Source organism: Pseudoalteromonas sp. B62 (assembly GCF_037162565.1).
Classification (GTDB): Bacteria; Pseudomonadota; Gammaproteobacteria; order Enterobacterales; family Alteromonadaceae; genus Pseudoalteromonas; species Pseudoalteromonas fuliginea.
Window position 1 is genome coordinate 646,848 of the sequence record NZ_JARLVB010000001.1, and the last position, 15,829, is coordinate 662,676.

Consider the following 15,829-nt stretch of genomic DNA (forward strand, 5'->3'; position numbering starts at 1 on the left):
TACCAATCAATCAACTCATAAGAGTTAACTAAATGGCACTCAATGGTACTGCTACCATTGTTTTTTTACTTTTGAAAACTCTTGATAAATACAATGTATTCATCAGAATTTTATTATCAGCTTTTCCAAATTTTTAAAGAGCATATTAATTAGTTATCCCAAAGGGACAAGCACTAATTAACAATCATCTGTGTGGACACTACGAACAAATAAGTTCTAAATCGTATAAGGAGGTGATCCAGCCCCAGGTTCCCCTAGGGCTACCTTGTTACGACTTCACCCCAGTCATGAATCACTCCGTGGTAAACGTCCTCCCGAGGGTTAGACTATCTACTTCTGGAGCAACCCACTCCCATGGTGTGACGGGCGGTGTGTACAAGGCCCGGGAACGTATTCACCGCGTCATTCTGATACGCGATTACTAGCGATTCCGACTTCATGGAGTCGAGTTGCAGACTCCAATCCGGACTACGACGCACTTTAAGTGATTCGCTTACCTTCGCAGGTTCGCAGCACTCTGTATGCGCCATTGTAGCACGTGTGTAGCCCTACACGTAAGGGCCATGATGACTTGACGTCGTCCCCACCTTCCTCCGGTTTATCACCGGCAGTCTCCTTAGAGTTCTCAGCATTACCTGCTAGCAACTAAGGATAGGGGTTGCGCTCGTTGCGGGACTTAACCCAACATCTCACAACACGAGCTGACGACAGCCATGCAGCACCTGTATCAGAGTTCCCGAAGGCACCAAACTATCTCTAGTAAGTTCTCTGTATGTCAAGTGTAGGTAAGGTTCTTCGCGTTGCATCGAATTAAACCACATGCTCCACCGCTTGTGCGGGCCCCCGTCAATTCATTTGAGTTTTAACCTTGCGGCCGTACTCCCCAGGCGGTCTACTTAATGCGTTAGCTTTGAAAAACAGAACCGAGGCTCCGAGCTTCTAGTAGACATCGTTTACGGCGTGGACTACCGGGGTATCTAATCCCGTTTGCTCCCCACGCTTTCGTACATGAGCGTCAGTGTTGACCCAGGTGGCTGCCTTCGCCATCGGTATTCCTTCAGATCTCTACGCATTTCACCGCTACACCTGAAATTCTACCACCCTCTATCACACTCTAGTTTGCCAGTTCGAAATGCAGTTCCCAGGTTGAGCCCGGGGCTTTCACATCTCGCTTAACAAACCGCCTGCGTACGCTTTACGCCCAGTAATTCCGATTAACGCTCGCACCCTCCGTATTACCGCGGCTGCTGGCACGGAGTTAGCCGGTGCTTCTTCTGTCAGTAACGTCACAGCTAGCAGGTATTAACTACTAACCTTTCCTCCTGACTGAAAGTGCTTTACAACCCGAAGGCCTTCTTCACACACGCGGCATGGCTGCATCAGGCTTGCGCCCATTGTGCAATATTCCCCACTGCTGCCTCCCGTAGGAGTCTGGGCCGTGTCTCAGTCCCAGTGTGGCTGATCATCCTCTCAAACCAGCTAGGGATCGTCGCCTTGGTGAGCCATTACCTCACCAACTAGCTAATCCCACTTGGGCCAATCTAAAGGCGAGAGCCGAAGCCCCCTTTGGTCCGTAGACGTTATGCGGTATTAGCAGTCGTTTCCAACTGTTGTCCCCCACCTCAAGGCATGTTCCCAAGCATTACTCACCCGTCCGCCGCTCGTCAGCAAAGTAGCAAGCTACTCTCTGTTACCGCTCGACTTGCATGTGTTAGGCCTGCCGCCAGCGTTCAATCTGAGCCATGATCAAACTCTTCAATTAAAAAGTTTTATGTCTTTCGACAGCTCAATGAATTCTGAATTTTTGTTTTTGTTGCCAAAAACGAATTGACTGTGCGTTATTATTTTCACTTTTAAAAAAGTGAAATCAAAACAGCTCAAGGCTGAATCTTTTAATAACATATGGTCACTCAGCTTCAATTGAGACTCTAATTTTTTTGCCTCGCTAATTACCCATAAAGAGTAAGTAGTTTGGCTGTTAGAACTCAATCTGTACGAGTGCCCACACAGATGATTGCTTTATATTGTTAAAGAACGTTTTGAGTCGCTTTAACGCCTCAAGGGGTGCGAATAATACACCCTTTATTTTTCGAGTCAATACTTTGTTTTAAACTTTCTTTTTAGAAGATTTAAAACCGAAGTTTTATTTAACTCTCTGAGTAGTTCGTGCCTCGCTATGCGTTGGCGTTTCCCGTCTCAGTGGGGTCGCATTATAGGGAGATTCGAGCGAGGGTCAATGTTTTATTTCAGCTTTTTTACAATCAAATGAATTTAGTATAAAAGCTATACAAATAAAGGGCTACATCGCCTTTTTCGCCCATTAAACAACCAATTTGTACACAAATCCTAGGGAATTTAAAGACACCTCTATAAATAACACTGCAGAGCTATGTTAACTGTGCGGTTATCACTACTGCATTAAATAAGTGTTTTACTATAGCGCCACTAAAATAGCGCAATAACAAAGCTGACATTATAATGTATTGATCATTGAGCTTAAGCTAATTAAGTAGCTTAAGCTGTATCTATGAAATTCAATTGAATTTTCTTTTCACAAGTTTACTGAACAGATACCAACTTTTAAACACTACCAATTATTCGCTTAGCTATTGAACATCGCCCGCTTTATGTTTTACTTCTCTTTATTCGCTTTTACATTTTGTGCTTGTTCGAATATTTCTTTGTACACTTCGTCGTGGCTTATTGGTGGGTACTTAAATTTAGCCAGTATTAAAATAAGCTCTACTCTTAGGGATGATTTAATATCTTCGCGGTGGTTCCAATCAACAAATTTAACTTTGTCGTCCACTATCACTTTTACCGCTTGGGCGAGCTCAATTAACTTATCTTCGGGATAGTCAAAATCATATTTAATTGCGAGCATTTTTAATGCGTCGTAAAAGCCTTTTTCTTCAATATCAATGCCTAGCTCGTCGCCGGCGTTCATTTCGTCGCGTACGCTGTAAATCATATCAACCATACTTTCTGAAAAGTCATCGAGTACGCTACTTACCAGTATGTCATCATCTTTTCGCTCGTTATAGCGCTGTACCAGCGATTCAAAGCGTTTAGTAAAGTCGATACCTTGGGTTTGGTTTACTTTTTTAAGCTCGCCTATGGCTTTAGCTAACATTTGTTGCAGTATTTTTATTTTGGTATTGGGAAGTTTTATTTTTTCTATTTTGGCGATGTAGTCGTCATTAAAAATATCAATTTCGCCACCGTCTTCATTGCCGAGTTTAAACACTTCTTCTACGCCGTCGCTTTGTAGGGCTTCGGCTATCATTTCGCGCACTTTGGCGTTCATTTGCGCGGTGTCGGGCGCTTCGCCTTTGGTTAGCTTGTAAATAATAGAGCGAATAGCGAGATAAAAGTGAATATGATTACGCTCATTTTCGTTAATTTTTTCACTACCACAACATATATCGTAAGCGGCTTTTAAACGCTTAACTAGATCCATAAAGCGTTTTCGGCGCTGTTCGGTAATTAGCGCAAACTCGGCTGCGTAGTTTAAACAATTTAACTGTGCAACGGCTTCGCCGGTAAAGTACGCGCTGCTGTCAAATTTATGAAATAACTGAGCAAGTAACGCTAAGTGGTTTTTTACTTCGATAACCGAGGCGGTAATGTCTTCAAAGTTGGTTTCGTCTGTTTTTGAATACTGCGCTAACGCTTTATTCATTTCAGATTTAATACCAATGTAATCGACTACCAAGCCTTTATTTTTACCTTCAAACTGGCGATTAACCCGCGAAATAGTTTGTATTAAGCTGTGCTTTTGCAGTGGTTTATCTATGTACATGGTGTCTAAAAATGGCACATCAAAACCGGTTAGCCACATATCGACCACTATGGCTATTTTAAAGTTTGAATGTTTGTTTTTAAATTGCTTATCAAGCTCTTTACGCTCGTCTTTACTGCCCAGTAAATTATATAAGCGTGCGACGTCGTCTTTGCCACGGGTCATTACCATTTTTACTTTTTCAGAAGGGGCTGCAATACGGCCTTCGCTAATAGCACGCTTTCGCTCTGTATCCGATAAGTTTTGCGCGTTGTCCTGCTCGTTTAAAGAGTCTACAACCTCAAACCAATCTGGGCGTAATTCTTCTAATTCTTGATACAACTGATAAGCAATACCACGCGAGCTACACACAAACATTGCCTTACCTGCAACCGTTGAGCATTCTTCAACACGTTTTTCGTAGTGCTGCACAAAATCTTTTGCTAACACTTTAATACGGTCTGGGTCGCCTAAAATGCTATTCATGTTCGCAGTGGCTTTTTTACTGTCTTCTATTTGCAGCTCATTACTGCCTGCATCGGCGCATTCTTTGTAATAGGCCTCTATTTCTGCCAGCTTGCTGTTGTTTAAACACACCTTGGCGGCGCGCCCTTCGTAAACAATGCGTACGGTTATTTCATCTTTAACCGATTCGGTCATAGTATACGAGTCAACCACTTCACCAAACACATCTAAAGTCGCGTCTACTGGCGTACCCGTAAAGCCAACATAAGTGGCGTTTGGCAATGAGTCATGCAGGTATTTTGCAAAACCAAAGGTTTTTCTCACTCCGGCATTAGGGCCTTTGTCGGTAATAGTAATTTTTTGATCGAGATTAACTTGGCTACGATGCGCCTCATCTGAAATACAAATAACATTAGTGCGATCGGTTAATAGCGCAGTGTCTTCGGTGAACTTATGAATGGTAGTTAAAAATACACCGCCGCTGTTACGGCCTTTTAATAGCTCACGCAAGTGAGTACGGCTGGTCACTGTTTTTACCGTGTCATCACCAATGTAGGTTTTAGCATTACCAAACTGCTGCGAGAGTTGATCGTCTAAATCGGTTCGGTCGGTAATTAAAATAATGGTCGGGCTTTTAAGTTCAACGCTTTTCATTAACAAGCGTGTTAAAAATTGCATGGTGTAACTTTTACCGCAACCCGTTGCGCCAAAGTACGTACCGCCTTTACCATCGCCTTTTGGCTTTAAATGCAGCTTTATATTTTCGAACAGCTTATTAGCGGCATAATATTGCGGGTAACGCGGCACAATTTTTTTCTCTTTTTTGCCCGCGCTTTTATTATCAGAATCAGGGAAGAATACAAAGTTGCGCATTACATCGCGCAAACGCGCTTTATCAAACAAGCCCTGTAATAAAGTATGTAATGAATTTATGCCCTCTTGCGCTGTTAGCTCGTGCCCCGTTACTTTGCCCCACGAGTAAAAAAACTGATACGGCGCAAATAAGTTACCCATTTTATTATTCACGCCATCGCTTATAACGCACAAGGTATTAAACACAAATAATTGAGGAATAGCGCGTTTGTAGCGCACCGTTAGTTGCTCAAACGCTTCAAAAATAGGGGCTTGCTCGCGTATCGCGCTTTTAAATTCAAACACCACCAGCGGCAAACCATTCACATATAAAATGCCATCGGGAATGCGCAGTTCAATATTGTCGTAGCTTGTGGGGCTTTGTATTTCTAACTGGGTAACAAACCGATAAATGTTGTCGTCTTGCAGGTAATTCACACTCGCTTCACTTACTTTATCGAAAGCAGCAATAGCACTGCCTGCTATTAAGCTGCTTTTAATGCCTTGCTCAACGTTGTCGTAATCGAGTAATTGAATATATAAATCTTTTTGAGACTGGCTCTTCGCCGCATCACTAGTTTGACCACTTAACATGTCTCTTTTATGTAAAAAGCCATCACTTAGCCAGTTACAAAAGGTTTTATTGCTCTCGTATAAATCACTGGCTGGGAGTTTTTCAAGCTTTGCAATAATCGAGTCTACTTCACCGGTAGTAATATTATTTTTAGCGTAACGCGTGGTTAAAAAAGCACGGAGGTCTTCTTTAATTAATACGTCGCTATAGTTGCGAGTGAGCTCACTGCCCAATAAATGCGGGTAGCCTTGTTCGGCTAATAACTCAACCACCGCTTGTTCTAATTTGGCTTCAGTAAATTTCATCTATTTAGCACCGTCCGCTGGTTTATTCATGTTAGTTATTATTTTTTAAACTTTTATTCTTAGCTACAATGCGGGAAGTATTCTCGCAACAACTTCATCATATTGCGTTTTTGCTTAAACTTCTTAGCCAATGTAGTAATCATTTCATATAATAGCGTGCAGTCGGCATTTTTATCTTTTAAGCTTTTTTCTATTTTAATTAATAAATTAGTTGCTTCACGGTAAGCGTCATTATTGGTTTGTCCAATTATGTTGCTAAGTGATTTGTGATACAAGTCAATCGACTCTTGTGGATATTGCGCCATAATTAAACCAGCCAACGTTATCAATTGACTCGACTTAACCTCATGTTTTGCAGCCCATGAACGTGCTTTTTCAATGTCATTTTGATCAATATAAAAATCCAGTAACTCGCACGGGTAATTAGAAAAACGAGAAGCCCCTTGGTTTGATTTAGCCGCTTGTTCTGACAAAGAAAGCAAGAGCTGCTCTACCTTTTGCGTAAACTGCGCATCAATTATGCCGGTTTTTTGTTGTAATGTGTGTAAACCTTTAAAGCCATTAAAACTCGGGTTATCTACAAATAACTGCCACGCGATTGCCCATGCCGCTTTAAATTCTGATAACTCAAGGCGAATGTTTATCTCATCACGTTTACATGCAAGCACTTCATGTGGATTACTTGCCCGTTGATACGCTTGCTTTAAATAGTATTCGGCATCTAACAGCTCATTACGGTCTTTGCAAAGCGCACTTATTTTTAAATAATCCGACGAGTCAGCGGCTGTTAGTTTAATTAAACGCAGTTGCGTTTGCCAATCATCCTGCGCTTGCGCTTGTTTTATTAACACGGATGTAAGGCGTGTAAGTGCGTTTTTTTGCCTCCAATCATCAAAGTCAACGCCTGCGTGAAGTCGCTCTTCTATTGCCGTTGTACACAGCCCTAAAAACAAGGTATTTACACTGGCTGTTATATCAAAGTCATGCGGTACACTCGGGAATACATCGTATTTGTAATCTTCAAAGTGTTCAAAAATCCACTGTGCTTTTTGCTCATCAGGCCAAGGCTGTTGATTAAAAAGCTCGCTCAAATTTTGGTTAAGCTGCCCCTCTATATCAAAGCGAAAGCCGCCGGAGTCATCAATGTCTTCAAGTACGGTGTTCAAACGCACCAAGGCTTTAAAATTCAACTGCCATTGCTGATCAACGGGCAGTTTTTCTATTGCAGGAAATATCATTTCAAACAGTGAGTCTGCGTTAGCAAAATAGCTACGTACTTCATTCCAGCCCCATACTGATTTTTTAGGCAAGGCTTTAGTAATAAGTTTGCTTAGCTCACCTGTACTCATAGCTTGCTTGTCGTTTGACATCATAAATACCCATTTATCGTATTCATGCTCTGACTCATCTAAAAAACCCATGATTATATCGGTAAGTTCCTTAGCCGGTTTATCTAAAAACCACGCCATTAATGCCCCGCGTTCGTTGCCTTGTGTTGTAGCATCGGCGTTTGCATTGGCTAATTCAGTAGCAGATAAACTATTAACTTTGAGCGCCACGGCAATGGCATGTTTACATACCTCTTGATAATCGGCTGCGGGGCACGTACAGCTTGCCATACATTGTCCGCTTTCACTATTTTCTAAGGTGACTTTGTATTTATACTGCCCCGCCACGCTCGCCATTGCTTGATCACCCACAATAAGTAACTTACTGACATTATTTGATGCGTACAAACCATAACCCAAATCGTAAGTTTTGCTGGCCACGCGTTGCTTTATTTTATTTAAATCAAACATACTAATTCTTATTCACTCATTGTGTTAATTGGCAAAGCACGTAAGTCTTCTTTAATTAATACATCACTATTACTGCGGTTGAGCTGACCGCCCAATAAATGCGGGTAGCCTTGTTCGGCTAATAACTCAACTACCGCTTGTTCTAATTTGGCTTCAGTCAATTTCATCAAACAACCTTATTCTTATTATTTTAAATGGTTAAGTGCTTAGCCTATGTATTAATCTACTGTTTCATCGTCGGTAGCTACATCGGGTATTTGTAATTCACCAGAGATGAGTTTGGGGAGTAACGTATTTCTTAAACTTTCAAGTTGGTTGATATTTAATTTGTTGAAATTTATCTTGTTAAAATAATCCTCGATTACTCTGTCAAACCTATAAAGAACTTCTACTGAAGGAAAAAGTAGCTCTAAGCTATTAAGTACTTTAGTTGTCATGCTTGGTACAGCTGACCCTACATTCATTGCTGCAAAGTCTAAAGCTTTCAAGTGGTAAAACATAAACTTTGCAACCTTTGGTACTTTAGGGATCGTGTAAAACATAGTATCAACAGTCCAAAATGAGCCATTTATATGCATAATATTACTCAAAGTGCCTTTCCTAGGGATAAGTACAGACTCCCCCTCATACAAAAAACTTTCTGCATAACGCATAAGTCCGCCCGAGCCGTAAACAGGATACTTTCCATCATCTAATTTTTTGTGATCTTTACCATATTTAACTTCAAGTAAATCACTTAGATATTTTTGCTTCCAGCCTTTTGGTATCCAGCCTAGTTGTTCGTTGTGTTCGAACTCATTGGGGAAGTGGGCGTGGGTGCTGGCGTGTTGCTCTAATATTTTAGGATTGGCGCTAAAGTTTGGTTTAACGGGTGTTTCAGCGGCTTTTTCTGATACTTGCTCTGCTGATTGTGTTGCTTCTTTTGTCGGTAACTGTGCTTGTAATTCGTGAGCGAGCGCAATGAGTGAGGCTTTGCATTGTGTCGCATTGTGTAAGCTGTTCAGTGCCGCTAAGCGGCGCTGTGCTTTTTGTATTAACTCGTCAGGCAGACTAGTTTCAAGGTTTTCTAAGTTAAAATCAGCGCTGGCAAGGAGATTGTCGAACACAGGATCAAAATCAACAAACCAGCTTTTAAACAACGCCTGCGCCATTTGTTCTAGGGTTTGGTTGGTTTGATGATTAATCAAACTTTTTTCCTCAAACTTTTTAGATATTGAACAGAGGCGCTCTCTTAAACTTGCAGGAGGCATTGGAATAGGTAACTCGCGTATATCTTTCAAGTTTAGGGTCTTCTGAACAGTCGTGTTTAGTCTTGAGTCAATAATGTGTTTGGAAGGGCCACTTAGCAAAACTATACGCACCCATTGTCGTAATGCTGGATCTTCTAATCTAAGTACAGCAATCGCTCTTGCTGCATTCCAGCCTGACATTTCTTGAGTTGCAATAACGCAATCTCCGGGATTTCCTACCAATGTAATAAGAAGCTCCTCACCAGATAGACGAGTTCTTTTGTACTCTTCGTCAACATCCGCCGAAATACAAAAATCTGGTTTTGATGCTACTCCTCCATTTTTTACATCACTGACTCTTATCAGTGGTATCCCATCATCATAGTGTTTCCCTGGGTACATCACCCCAACAGACATAGACTTTGGGTTTTGCAGAAGACTACTTAAAGAAACTAGACTCCAACCCTCAGGGATTATACCTCCAGATGATTCCCATAATAACTTTTGCTTATCGGCCATAACCCAACGCCTCCAAATTTTTACAAATCGCTTTATCAAGCTCATCGCTTTGCTTCATTTCGCTATAAAAGCGTTGGCTAAGTGCGAGTTGTTTATATTTATTATTTTTCATTGTTTAACACCTGCCAATATCCGTCTTTGTTTGCGCCGATCCGCTTGATTACGTTATGGTCTTTTAACCACTTAATATGACGTTCAACCGTTGCAGTGCCTACTTTAAGCTGCTTAGCAAATACTTTTGTAGACAATGAAGGCGAGTGCTTAATGCACGTTAACAATGGCTGAATATTTTTGGGAATAATAGTTTGATGGTTTATTCCATCATTTATTCCATCATTTATTCCATCATTTATTCCATCATTTATTCCATCATTTATTCCATCATTTATTCCATCAGTCGTTACTACTGCTTCATTACTGTGGCGTATTTTTCTTGGAAACTCCCAATCGGTAAAATCACCTGACTCAGAGAATACAGGTAAACCGATGTTTGCCTTGATGCAATACTCTTTTATTCTTTGTATACCGCTGCCCCATTGCTCAACTAAATCGAGTTCCTTAAATACCCTCGCAATCACCGTATTACGGATTTCAGAACGCCCTTTTAACGCATCATGAATAGTTAGCCCATGTGGTAAACCGCCTGGCGATACAATATTAAGAATATCATCGTAAATACCTATTTTTATATCTCGTCCAAAATTGCTGTAATCTCGATGCATTACTGCATTGAGTAATGCCTCTCGAATTGCTGGAAAGGGGATCTCAAAGGTATCAGTACGCTGCAGCCCCAGTACCTCTGCGCGTAAATGAAGATGATTTTTTATAAATAGTTCTGCGTTTTCTATTTGCTGAAAAAGATCACCCGTGTACTCTTTTTTATCTAAAAAGATAGACATGGTAGTGCCTTTAAATCGGCTACATTTTATTTCTACATGCTCATAAAAGCCCAGTAAAATTAGCAAGCCATGTGTGGGGTAAAGCATATTATTATCGTTTTTGACCAGCTTTAAACTTAATAATTTTTCTGGCGTTAATGGTTTACCATGTGCTGCAAAACGTTGTTGAAGTGGCGTTAAATCAAGGGTTGATAAATCCACTTCATAGTTAATAAGTGAGTCAAAGCTAATATGGTTACGCTGGCGTTCAAGCTCTATCACTTGCGCCTGACTGACTATGCGATTAGTCGCACCAATACGTTGATAACAACCCAGCTCTTTGCCTTTACTCTTTAAATAATAAGGGAGTAATGCTCCGCGCTGCACTTCTATTACTAATAACTCAACCCCGTTAATATTCTCTATATAAATATTAGGTAATAGCGTAGGCGCAACTAGTTCATGCATTGTTGAACTAATTTTATCCATTAATTCAAATAGATCAAAATGTTGCAAACCTATTAGAGTTCTATTATCAGAAACGCCTATAACCAGCTTTCCACCCGCAGAGTTGGCAAAAGAGATAATGCTTTTAACCCACTCTTTACTGGTTGGTAATTGCACTTTAAATTCTAAATTTTTGCTTTCACCTTTTTCTATATCAAGCAATAAAGGGTGTTTATTTTCCATTACATCGCTCTCTATAATTATGCGTTTCCACGATTCTGAGGGTCGCTTTACCAAGCCCTAATAAAAACTGTTGTAGGTTATTTATAATACCTTGCTCAACGGGTTGTTTATTTTTACTTGAGAGTAAACGCTCGTAGTAAAGCGTACCAATTTGGCGATCTAAGGCGCGTACACTCCAGTTTTGTTGACTGGCCTCATGCATATACCATAAGCGGGCATTTTCATTTTCAATGCGGATAAGCGTTGAATAATGCGACCAACTCAATTTGGCAGACACTGTCTGCCATTTTGAAAAGGCTAAGTAAAAACTGCGCATATTGCGTAAGTTTCGAGTTGAATATCCCTTACCAAATTGTGCGGTTAATTGTGTTGAGAGCAACGCAAGTTGTGTTTTTCCATATTCAGCTCGTGTCGCTCCTTGCTGCTCTTGTTCAATAATTAACCGTCCAATTTGCCAATAGGCGTTCACTATAGCGTGATTAACGGTTTGTTTAACCTGTTTACGCGCTTGCTCGATAACCTGTTTAATTTCTATTAATATGGCGGGGTTATTTAATGCGTTACTATTTTCCATAACCCAGCGCCTCTAAGTTTTGTCGAATAGCGTTGTCTAGCGCATCGCTTTGGCTCATTTGGCTATAAAGGGTTTGGCTAAGTTCGCTCATTTTAGTCTCAAACGGGATGCCGTCATCTACAATATCGGCAGCGCCTACATAGCGCCCAGGAGTAAGTACGTAGTCGTTCGCTTTTATATCGGCAAGGGCGGCTGATTTACAGTAACCGGCTACATCTTTGTACTCTTGTTCTTGCTCTTTATTTGCGCTTTGCTCTTTTTGTGCGCTTTCTGGCTTCGCACTTTCAGTGGTTAGCTCTTCGCCGCGCCAAATATGGTAGGTTTGGGTTATTTTAGCTATGTCGTCGTTGGTGAGTTCTTTTAAGGTACGGTTAACCATAGAGCCCATTTCGCGGGCGTCTATAAATAGCGTTTCGCCTTGGCGGTCGCGGCGTTTTAGTAGGCCTTTTTCGTTATTGCCTTTTTTATCTTTACTTATAAACCATAAACACACCGGAATTTGCGTGGTGTAAAACAACTGCCCTGGTAGGGCTATCATGCAATCGACTAAATCGTTTTCGATTATTTTTTGGCGAATATCACCCTCGCCACTGGTGTTTGAACTCATTGAGCCGTTAGCCAGCACAAAGCCTGCGGTGCCATGTTCGCTGAGTTTTGAGATCATATGCATTATCCACGCATAGTTGGCATTACCAGTAGGCGGTGTTGGGTAACCGGCCCAGCGGGCATCGTCAACTAATTCGTTATCGGCGCGCCACTGTTTTTGGTTAAACGGCGGGTTTGCCATAATGTAATCGGCTTTTAGGTCGGGGTGTTGGTCTTTAAAAAAAGTGTCGCCGGCTACATCGCCTAAATTGCCCGATATACCGCGCACGGCGAGGTTCATTTTGGCTAGTTTATAAGTAGTGTTGGTGTACTCTTGCCCATAAATAGACACATTTTTTTGATTGCCGTTATGGCTATTAATAAATTTTAGCGATTGCACAAACATACCGCCCGAGCCACAACAGGGATCGTAAATTTTACCTTCGAACGGTTCAATCATATCGGCGATAAGGGTAACGATTGATTTTGGGGTATAGAACTCGCCCCCGCCTTTACCTTCAGATGCAGCAAATTTCCCTAAAAAGTATTCGTACACACGGCCAACTAAATCTTCTTCTGTTTTTTCGTTTTGGTTGGCAATGGTGTCGATATTATTAATGGTGTCGATTAACGCTGAGAGCTTACTGGCATCAAGCCCTAAGCGTGAAAAGTAGTTATCGGGCAATGCGCCCGCGAGTGATTTATTGTTTTTTTCAACGCCGTGCAGGGCGGTATCTATTTTAACAGCAATATCGCCTTGCTTTGCGTTGGTTTGAATGTATGACCAGCGGGCGTTTTCTGGAAGATAAAACACGTTATACATCGCGTAAAAGTCGACCATGTCGATGTATTCATCGCCGTGCTCAGCAATAATGGCTTTTTGACGTACTTCAAACTTGTCACTGATAAATTTAAGAAAGATTAAGCTTAAAACAATGTGCTTATATTCGGCTGATTCAACACTGCCTCGCAGTTTATTGGCGGCATCCCAAAGCGATTCTTCAAACCCGACTTGTGCTTGTTTTGTGGTTTTTTTAGCAACTTTTTTAGTAGCGGGCTTTATGGCGGTTTTTTTAGGTGCGGTTTCCATAACTATCTCAGACCAGAATATCAATACAAATTATTGAGTTATCATACCGTAAATAGCGCGAATTATTGAGACTTAATTAAAAATATATGAGGGGATATTTATTAGGGCGTGTTGATCTTTGTGGATTGAAATTTGTTCAATCTAGGGGCGATTAAATCGCGGCGCGAGGTTTGTAACCTAGTGGGCTAAGTAAAAACCGAGCAACAAAGAGTTTATCGTCCCTAGAAAGAACCCAAAGGGCAGCGCATGTTTGGTATTTATGCTGCGTTATCGCCTATTTATGGGGAATAACCACACTACATAGGCTCTGCCTTGCCTAAAAACCAAACATACAGCTGCAAACTCACCCACCAAAGATCAACACGCCCTAGTCATAATACGTAATATGCGAGCAGTTTGATTATTGCGACAGTGTCGCAACTTTCGCTTTGTAACCCATTACACATAAAAGCCAATTAACAAACTAACTCGTTAGCCTGACATATTTTTCAGCCAGTTCGTCTATATTTTCTCGATGATTAGGATCGGGCTTTATGCAGTCAATTGGGCATACGCTGACACAGGTTGGTTTGTCGTAATGGCCTACGCATTCAGTGCATTTTGCGGGGGCTATTTGGTAAATTTTAGCGCCCATGTAAATGGCTTCGTTAGGGCATTCTGGATCGCACATGTCGCAGTTAATACATTTGCTGTTAATTAGTAAAGCCATTCTCTAACCTCTAGTACTTCTAGCATAAATTTGCAGCCGTAAATTATGCATTTTATTCTGCGTTTTCTTGTTGATCTCAATCAATAAAAATTACATTGGGTAACTCGCATTCAATCATTAACTTTATAACTAAAAATGGACACTATAATATCCATTACGCTCATAAAAAAGCAATTTTGGACACAGTAATGCCCAATCAAGTTCGCGAGGTTCTGTTATTAATTATTAAGCGAAGGTGATGTGCAGCTGGCTTTTGCTGAGCACCTAAAAGAACGTCGCAAAAAAGCAAAAATGTCACGCGAGGCGTTAGCTAAAAAAGCACAGTACCGGCTTCTACAATAAAAAAGTTTGAGGTTACAGGACTTATTTCGTTTAGGCAGCTATTGCTTTTGTGGCAAACACTCGACGATTTAACTCGTTTATATGACTTAACAAAAGCGCCAACTCAAGGCAAGAATGCGCCAACGCCTATTGATCAGGAATTAAACAATGGCCTTTATTAAACCCATAGAAAAGCTAGAAGTAAAACGTACACTGTCAGACTCAACAGAGTTAATGGTGGGTGTACTTGCTCAAAATAGGCAAGGTGTTTACTTTCAGTTCGACCAAAGTTATTTAGACACATATGGTAATCTTTCGCCATTCTCACTCGCCTTCAATAGAGATGTTCAGTTAGCACCCAAAAGCCCACATAATGGATTGCATGGGGTCTTTTCTGATTGTTTACCTGATGAGTGGGGGTTACTACTACAGGACCGTGTATTCAGACAAAATAATATAATGCCTAACTTTGTGACCCAAATGGACCGCTATCTTTTGTTGGCCATTTAGCTATGGGGCATTATCGTTTACACCTGAAACTCATTATGATGGCACAAATGACGATGACGCTGGTCTTGCTACATTGGGTCAACAAGCCCAAACAATATTTGACGGGCAGACAGAAAAAGTACTTTCTGCGTTAGTGGCTGCTGGCAGCTCCGGCGGTGCACACCCTAAAGCTCAAATTTATTTTCCTGACAATAATATACAAGAATGTAGGACAAAACCTAAAACAGGCGATGATGCTTGGTTAATCAAATTCACATCCAAAAACCTCGCTTTAGGACATGAGAAAGGGTTATGTGAAGCTGTGTATTTGGATTTAGCTGAACAAGCGGGATTAAACCCACCTCAACGATTACTGGTACCCGCCCCAGAAGGGACCGGTGCAAAGCAATGGCTTGCCTTAAAGCGATTCGATAGGTTTAAATTAACGGGTGATAAAATGGGCTGCAAACATATGCATAGTGCATGTGGCTTGCTAGATGCTGATTTTCGTACACTTACATTAGATTATGAGGATTTAATTAAAGCGAGCCGTGTTTTATGCAAATCACCTGCTGCGGGGCAATTACAATTTCGTCGGGCTATGTTTAATTTATTTAGCTGTAACCAAGACGACCACAGTAAAAAATGGGCTTTTTTACAAGAAGATTCTGGTGAGTGGGATTTAGCGCCTTTTTATGATGTCACTTTTAGTCCTCACCCTTTTAACGAGCATGCTACTTCGTTTGCTGGATTTGGAAAAAACCCGCCACTAAAAGCGATTCAAAAGCTGGCCTCTGCAGCAGGTTATGCAAACTGGAAACAAGTACAAGTTATAATATCTGAAATAGCGGAGATTATTTTAAACTTTAAAGACACCGCTAAAACACTCGACGTAAATAAAAAACGATTAGCTTAATAGAGCAACAGCTTAATAATACGTACGCCATGAATAAGCATTTAACGGGTAGT

Annotated in this window: 11 protein-coding genes, 1 rRNA gene and 1 pseudogene; 3 read left to right on the forward strand and 10 right to left on the reverse strand. The window is 41.1% G+C overall.

Annotation, left to right across the window (positions count from 1 at the left end; translation table 11 throughout):
• Positions 1-226 precede the first annotated feature (226 nt).
• The 10 genes from P4S71_RS02795 to P4S71_RS02840 form a co-directional block, all read right to left on the reverse strand.
• Positions 227-1,762 (reverse strand): 16S ribosomal RNA (locus P4S71_RS02795).
• Positions 1,763-2,632: 870 nt separating this feature from the next.
• Positions 2,633-5,977 (reverse strand): type I restriction endonuclease subunit R, encoded by a 3,345-nt coding sequence (locus P4S71_RS02800; RefSeq protein ID WP_337150020.1) that lies wholly within the window; start codon positions 5,975-5,977, stop codon positions 2,633-2,635.
• A gap of 59 nt (positions 5,978-6,036) precedes the next feature.
• Positions 6,037-7,776, reverse strand: coding sequence for an SWIM zinc finger family protein (locus P4S71_RS02805; protein WP_337150021.1), 1,740 nt, complete (start codon positions 7,774-7,776; stop codon positions 6,037-6,039).
• Positions 7,777-7,784: 8 nt separating this feature from the next.
• The gene (locus tag P4S71_RS02810) at positions 7,785-7,943 is read right to left on the reverse strand and encodes a hypothetical protein (protein WP_337150022.1); all 159 of its coding nucleotides are present in this window, start codon (positions 7,941-7,943) and stop codon (positions 7,785-7,787) included.
• A gap of 51 nt (positions 7,944-7,994) precedes the next feature.
• Positions 7,995-9,524, reverse strand: coding sequence for a restriction endonuclease subunit S (locus P4S71_RS02815; protein WP_337150023.1), 1,530 nt, complete (start codon positions 9,522-9,524; stop codon positions 7,995-7,997).
• Entirely contained in the window at positions 9,514-9,636 is a 123-nt protein-coding gene (locus tag P4S71_RS02820) for a hypothetical protein (RefSeq protein ID WP_337150024.1), read from the reverse strand. Before P4S71_RS02820 ends, P4S71_RS02815 begins: the two co-directional genes overlap by 11 nt.
• A complete protein-coding gene (locus P4S71_RS02825; protein ID WP_337150025.1) occupies positions 9,626-11,092 on the reverse strand; it encodes an ATP-binding protein in 1,467 nt (488 codons plus the stop codon). The genes P4S71_RS02820 and P4S71_RS02825 overlap by 11 nt, the downstream gene beginning before the upstream one ends.
• Positions 11,082-11,666, reverse strand: coding sequence for a DUF1016 N-terminal domain-containing protein (locus tag P4S71_RS02830; RefSeq protein ID WP_337150026.1), 585 nt, complete (start codon positions 11,664-11,666; stop codon positions 11,082-11,084). Before P4S71_RS02830 ends, P4S71_RS02825 begins: the two co-directional genes overlap by 11 nt.
• The gene (locus tag P4S71_RS02835) at positions 11,656-13,341 is read right to left on the reverse strand and encodes a type I restriction-modification system subunit M (protein WP_337150027.1); all 1,686 of its coding nucleotides are present in this window, start codon (positions 13,339-13,341) and stop codon (positions 11,656-11,658) included. The genes P4S71_RS02830 and P4S71_RS02835 overlap by 11 nt, the downstream gene beginning before the upstream one ends.
• 463 nt (positions 13,342-13,804) lie before the next feature.
• The gene (locus P4S71_RS02840) at positions 13,805-14,050 is read right to left on the reverse strand and encodes a YfhL family 4Fe-4S dicluster ferredoxin (RefSeq protein WP_045984404.1); all 246 of its coding nucleotides are present in this window, start codon (positions 14,048-14,050) and stop codon (positions 13,805-13,807) included.
• Between the two features lie 240 nt (positions 14,051-14,290).
• On the opposite strand from P4S71_RS02840, the pseudogene P4S71_RS02845 reads away from it, so the two are divergent.
• The 3 genes and pseudogenes from P4S71_RS02845 (at position 14,291) to P4S71_RS02855 (ending at position 15,776) form a co-directional block, all read left to right on the forward strand.
• A pseudogene (locus tag P4S71_RS02845) lies at positions 14,291-14,553 on the forward strand (helix-turn-helix domain-containing protein).
• Positions 14,540-14,881: a HipA N-terminal domain-containing protein gene (locus tag P4S71_RS02850; protein WP_337150028.1), complete on the forward strand. Its 342-nt coding sequence runs from the start codon at positions 14,540-14,542 to the stop codon at positions 14,879-14,881. Before P4S71_RS02845 ends, P4S71_RS02850 begins: the two are co-directional and overlap by 14 nt.
• A 73-nt stretch (positions 14,882-14,954) precedes the next feature.
• Positions 14,955-15,776: a type II toxin-antitoxin system HipA family toxin gene (locus P4S71_RS02855; protein WP_337150029.1), complete on the forward strand. Its 822-nt coding sequence runs from the start codon at positions 14,955-14,957 to the stop codon at positions 15,774-15,776.
• Positions 15,777-15,829: the final 53 nt, after the last annotated feature.

Coding starts and splice junctions, on each gene's coding strand:
- P4S71_RS02800 (WP_337150020.1), bottom strand. CDS start 5,977: ATGAAATTTACTGAAGCCAAATTAGAACAAGCGGTGGTTGAGTTATTA.
- P4S71_RS02805 (WP_337150021.1), bottom strand. CDS start 7,776: ATGTTTGATTTAAATAAAATAAAGCAACGCGTGGCCAGCAAAACTTAC.
- P4S71_RS02810 (WP_337150022.1), bottom strand. CDS start 7,943: ATGAAATTGACTGAAGCCAAATTAGAACAAGCGGTAGTTGAGTTATTA.
- P4S71_RS02815 (WP_337150023.1), bottom strand. CDS start 9,524: ATGGCCGATAAGCAAAAGTTATTATGGGAATCATCTGGAGGTATAATC.
- P4S71_RS02820 (WP_337150024.1), bottom strand. CDS start 9,636: ATGAAAAATAATAAATATAAACAACTCGCACTTAGCCAACGCTTTTAT.
- P4S71_RS02825 (WP_337150025.1), bottom strand. CDS start 11,092: ATGGAAAATAAACACCCTTTATTGCTTGATATAGAAAAAGGTGAAAGC.
- P4S71_RS02830 (WP_337150026.1), bottom strand. CDS start 11,666: ATGGAAAATAGTAACGCATTAAATAACCCCGCCATATTAATAGAAATT.
- P4S71_RS02835 (WP_337150027.1), bottom strand. CDS start 13,341: ATGGAAACCGCACCTAAAAAAACCGCCATAAAGCCCGCTACTAAAAAA.
- P4S71_RS02840 (WP_045984404.1), bottom strand. CDS start 14,050: ATGGCTTTACTAATTAACAGCAAATGTATTAACTGCGACATGTGCGAT.
- P4S71_RS02850 (WP_337150028.1), top strand. CDS start 14,540: ATGGCCTTTATTAAACCCATAGAAAAGCTAGAAGTAAAACGTACACTG.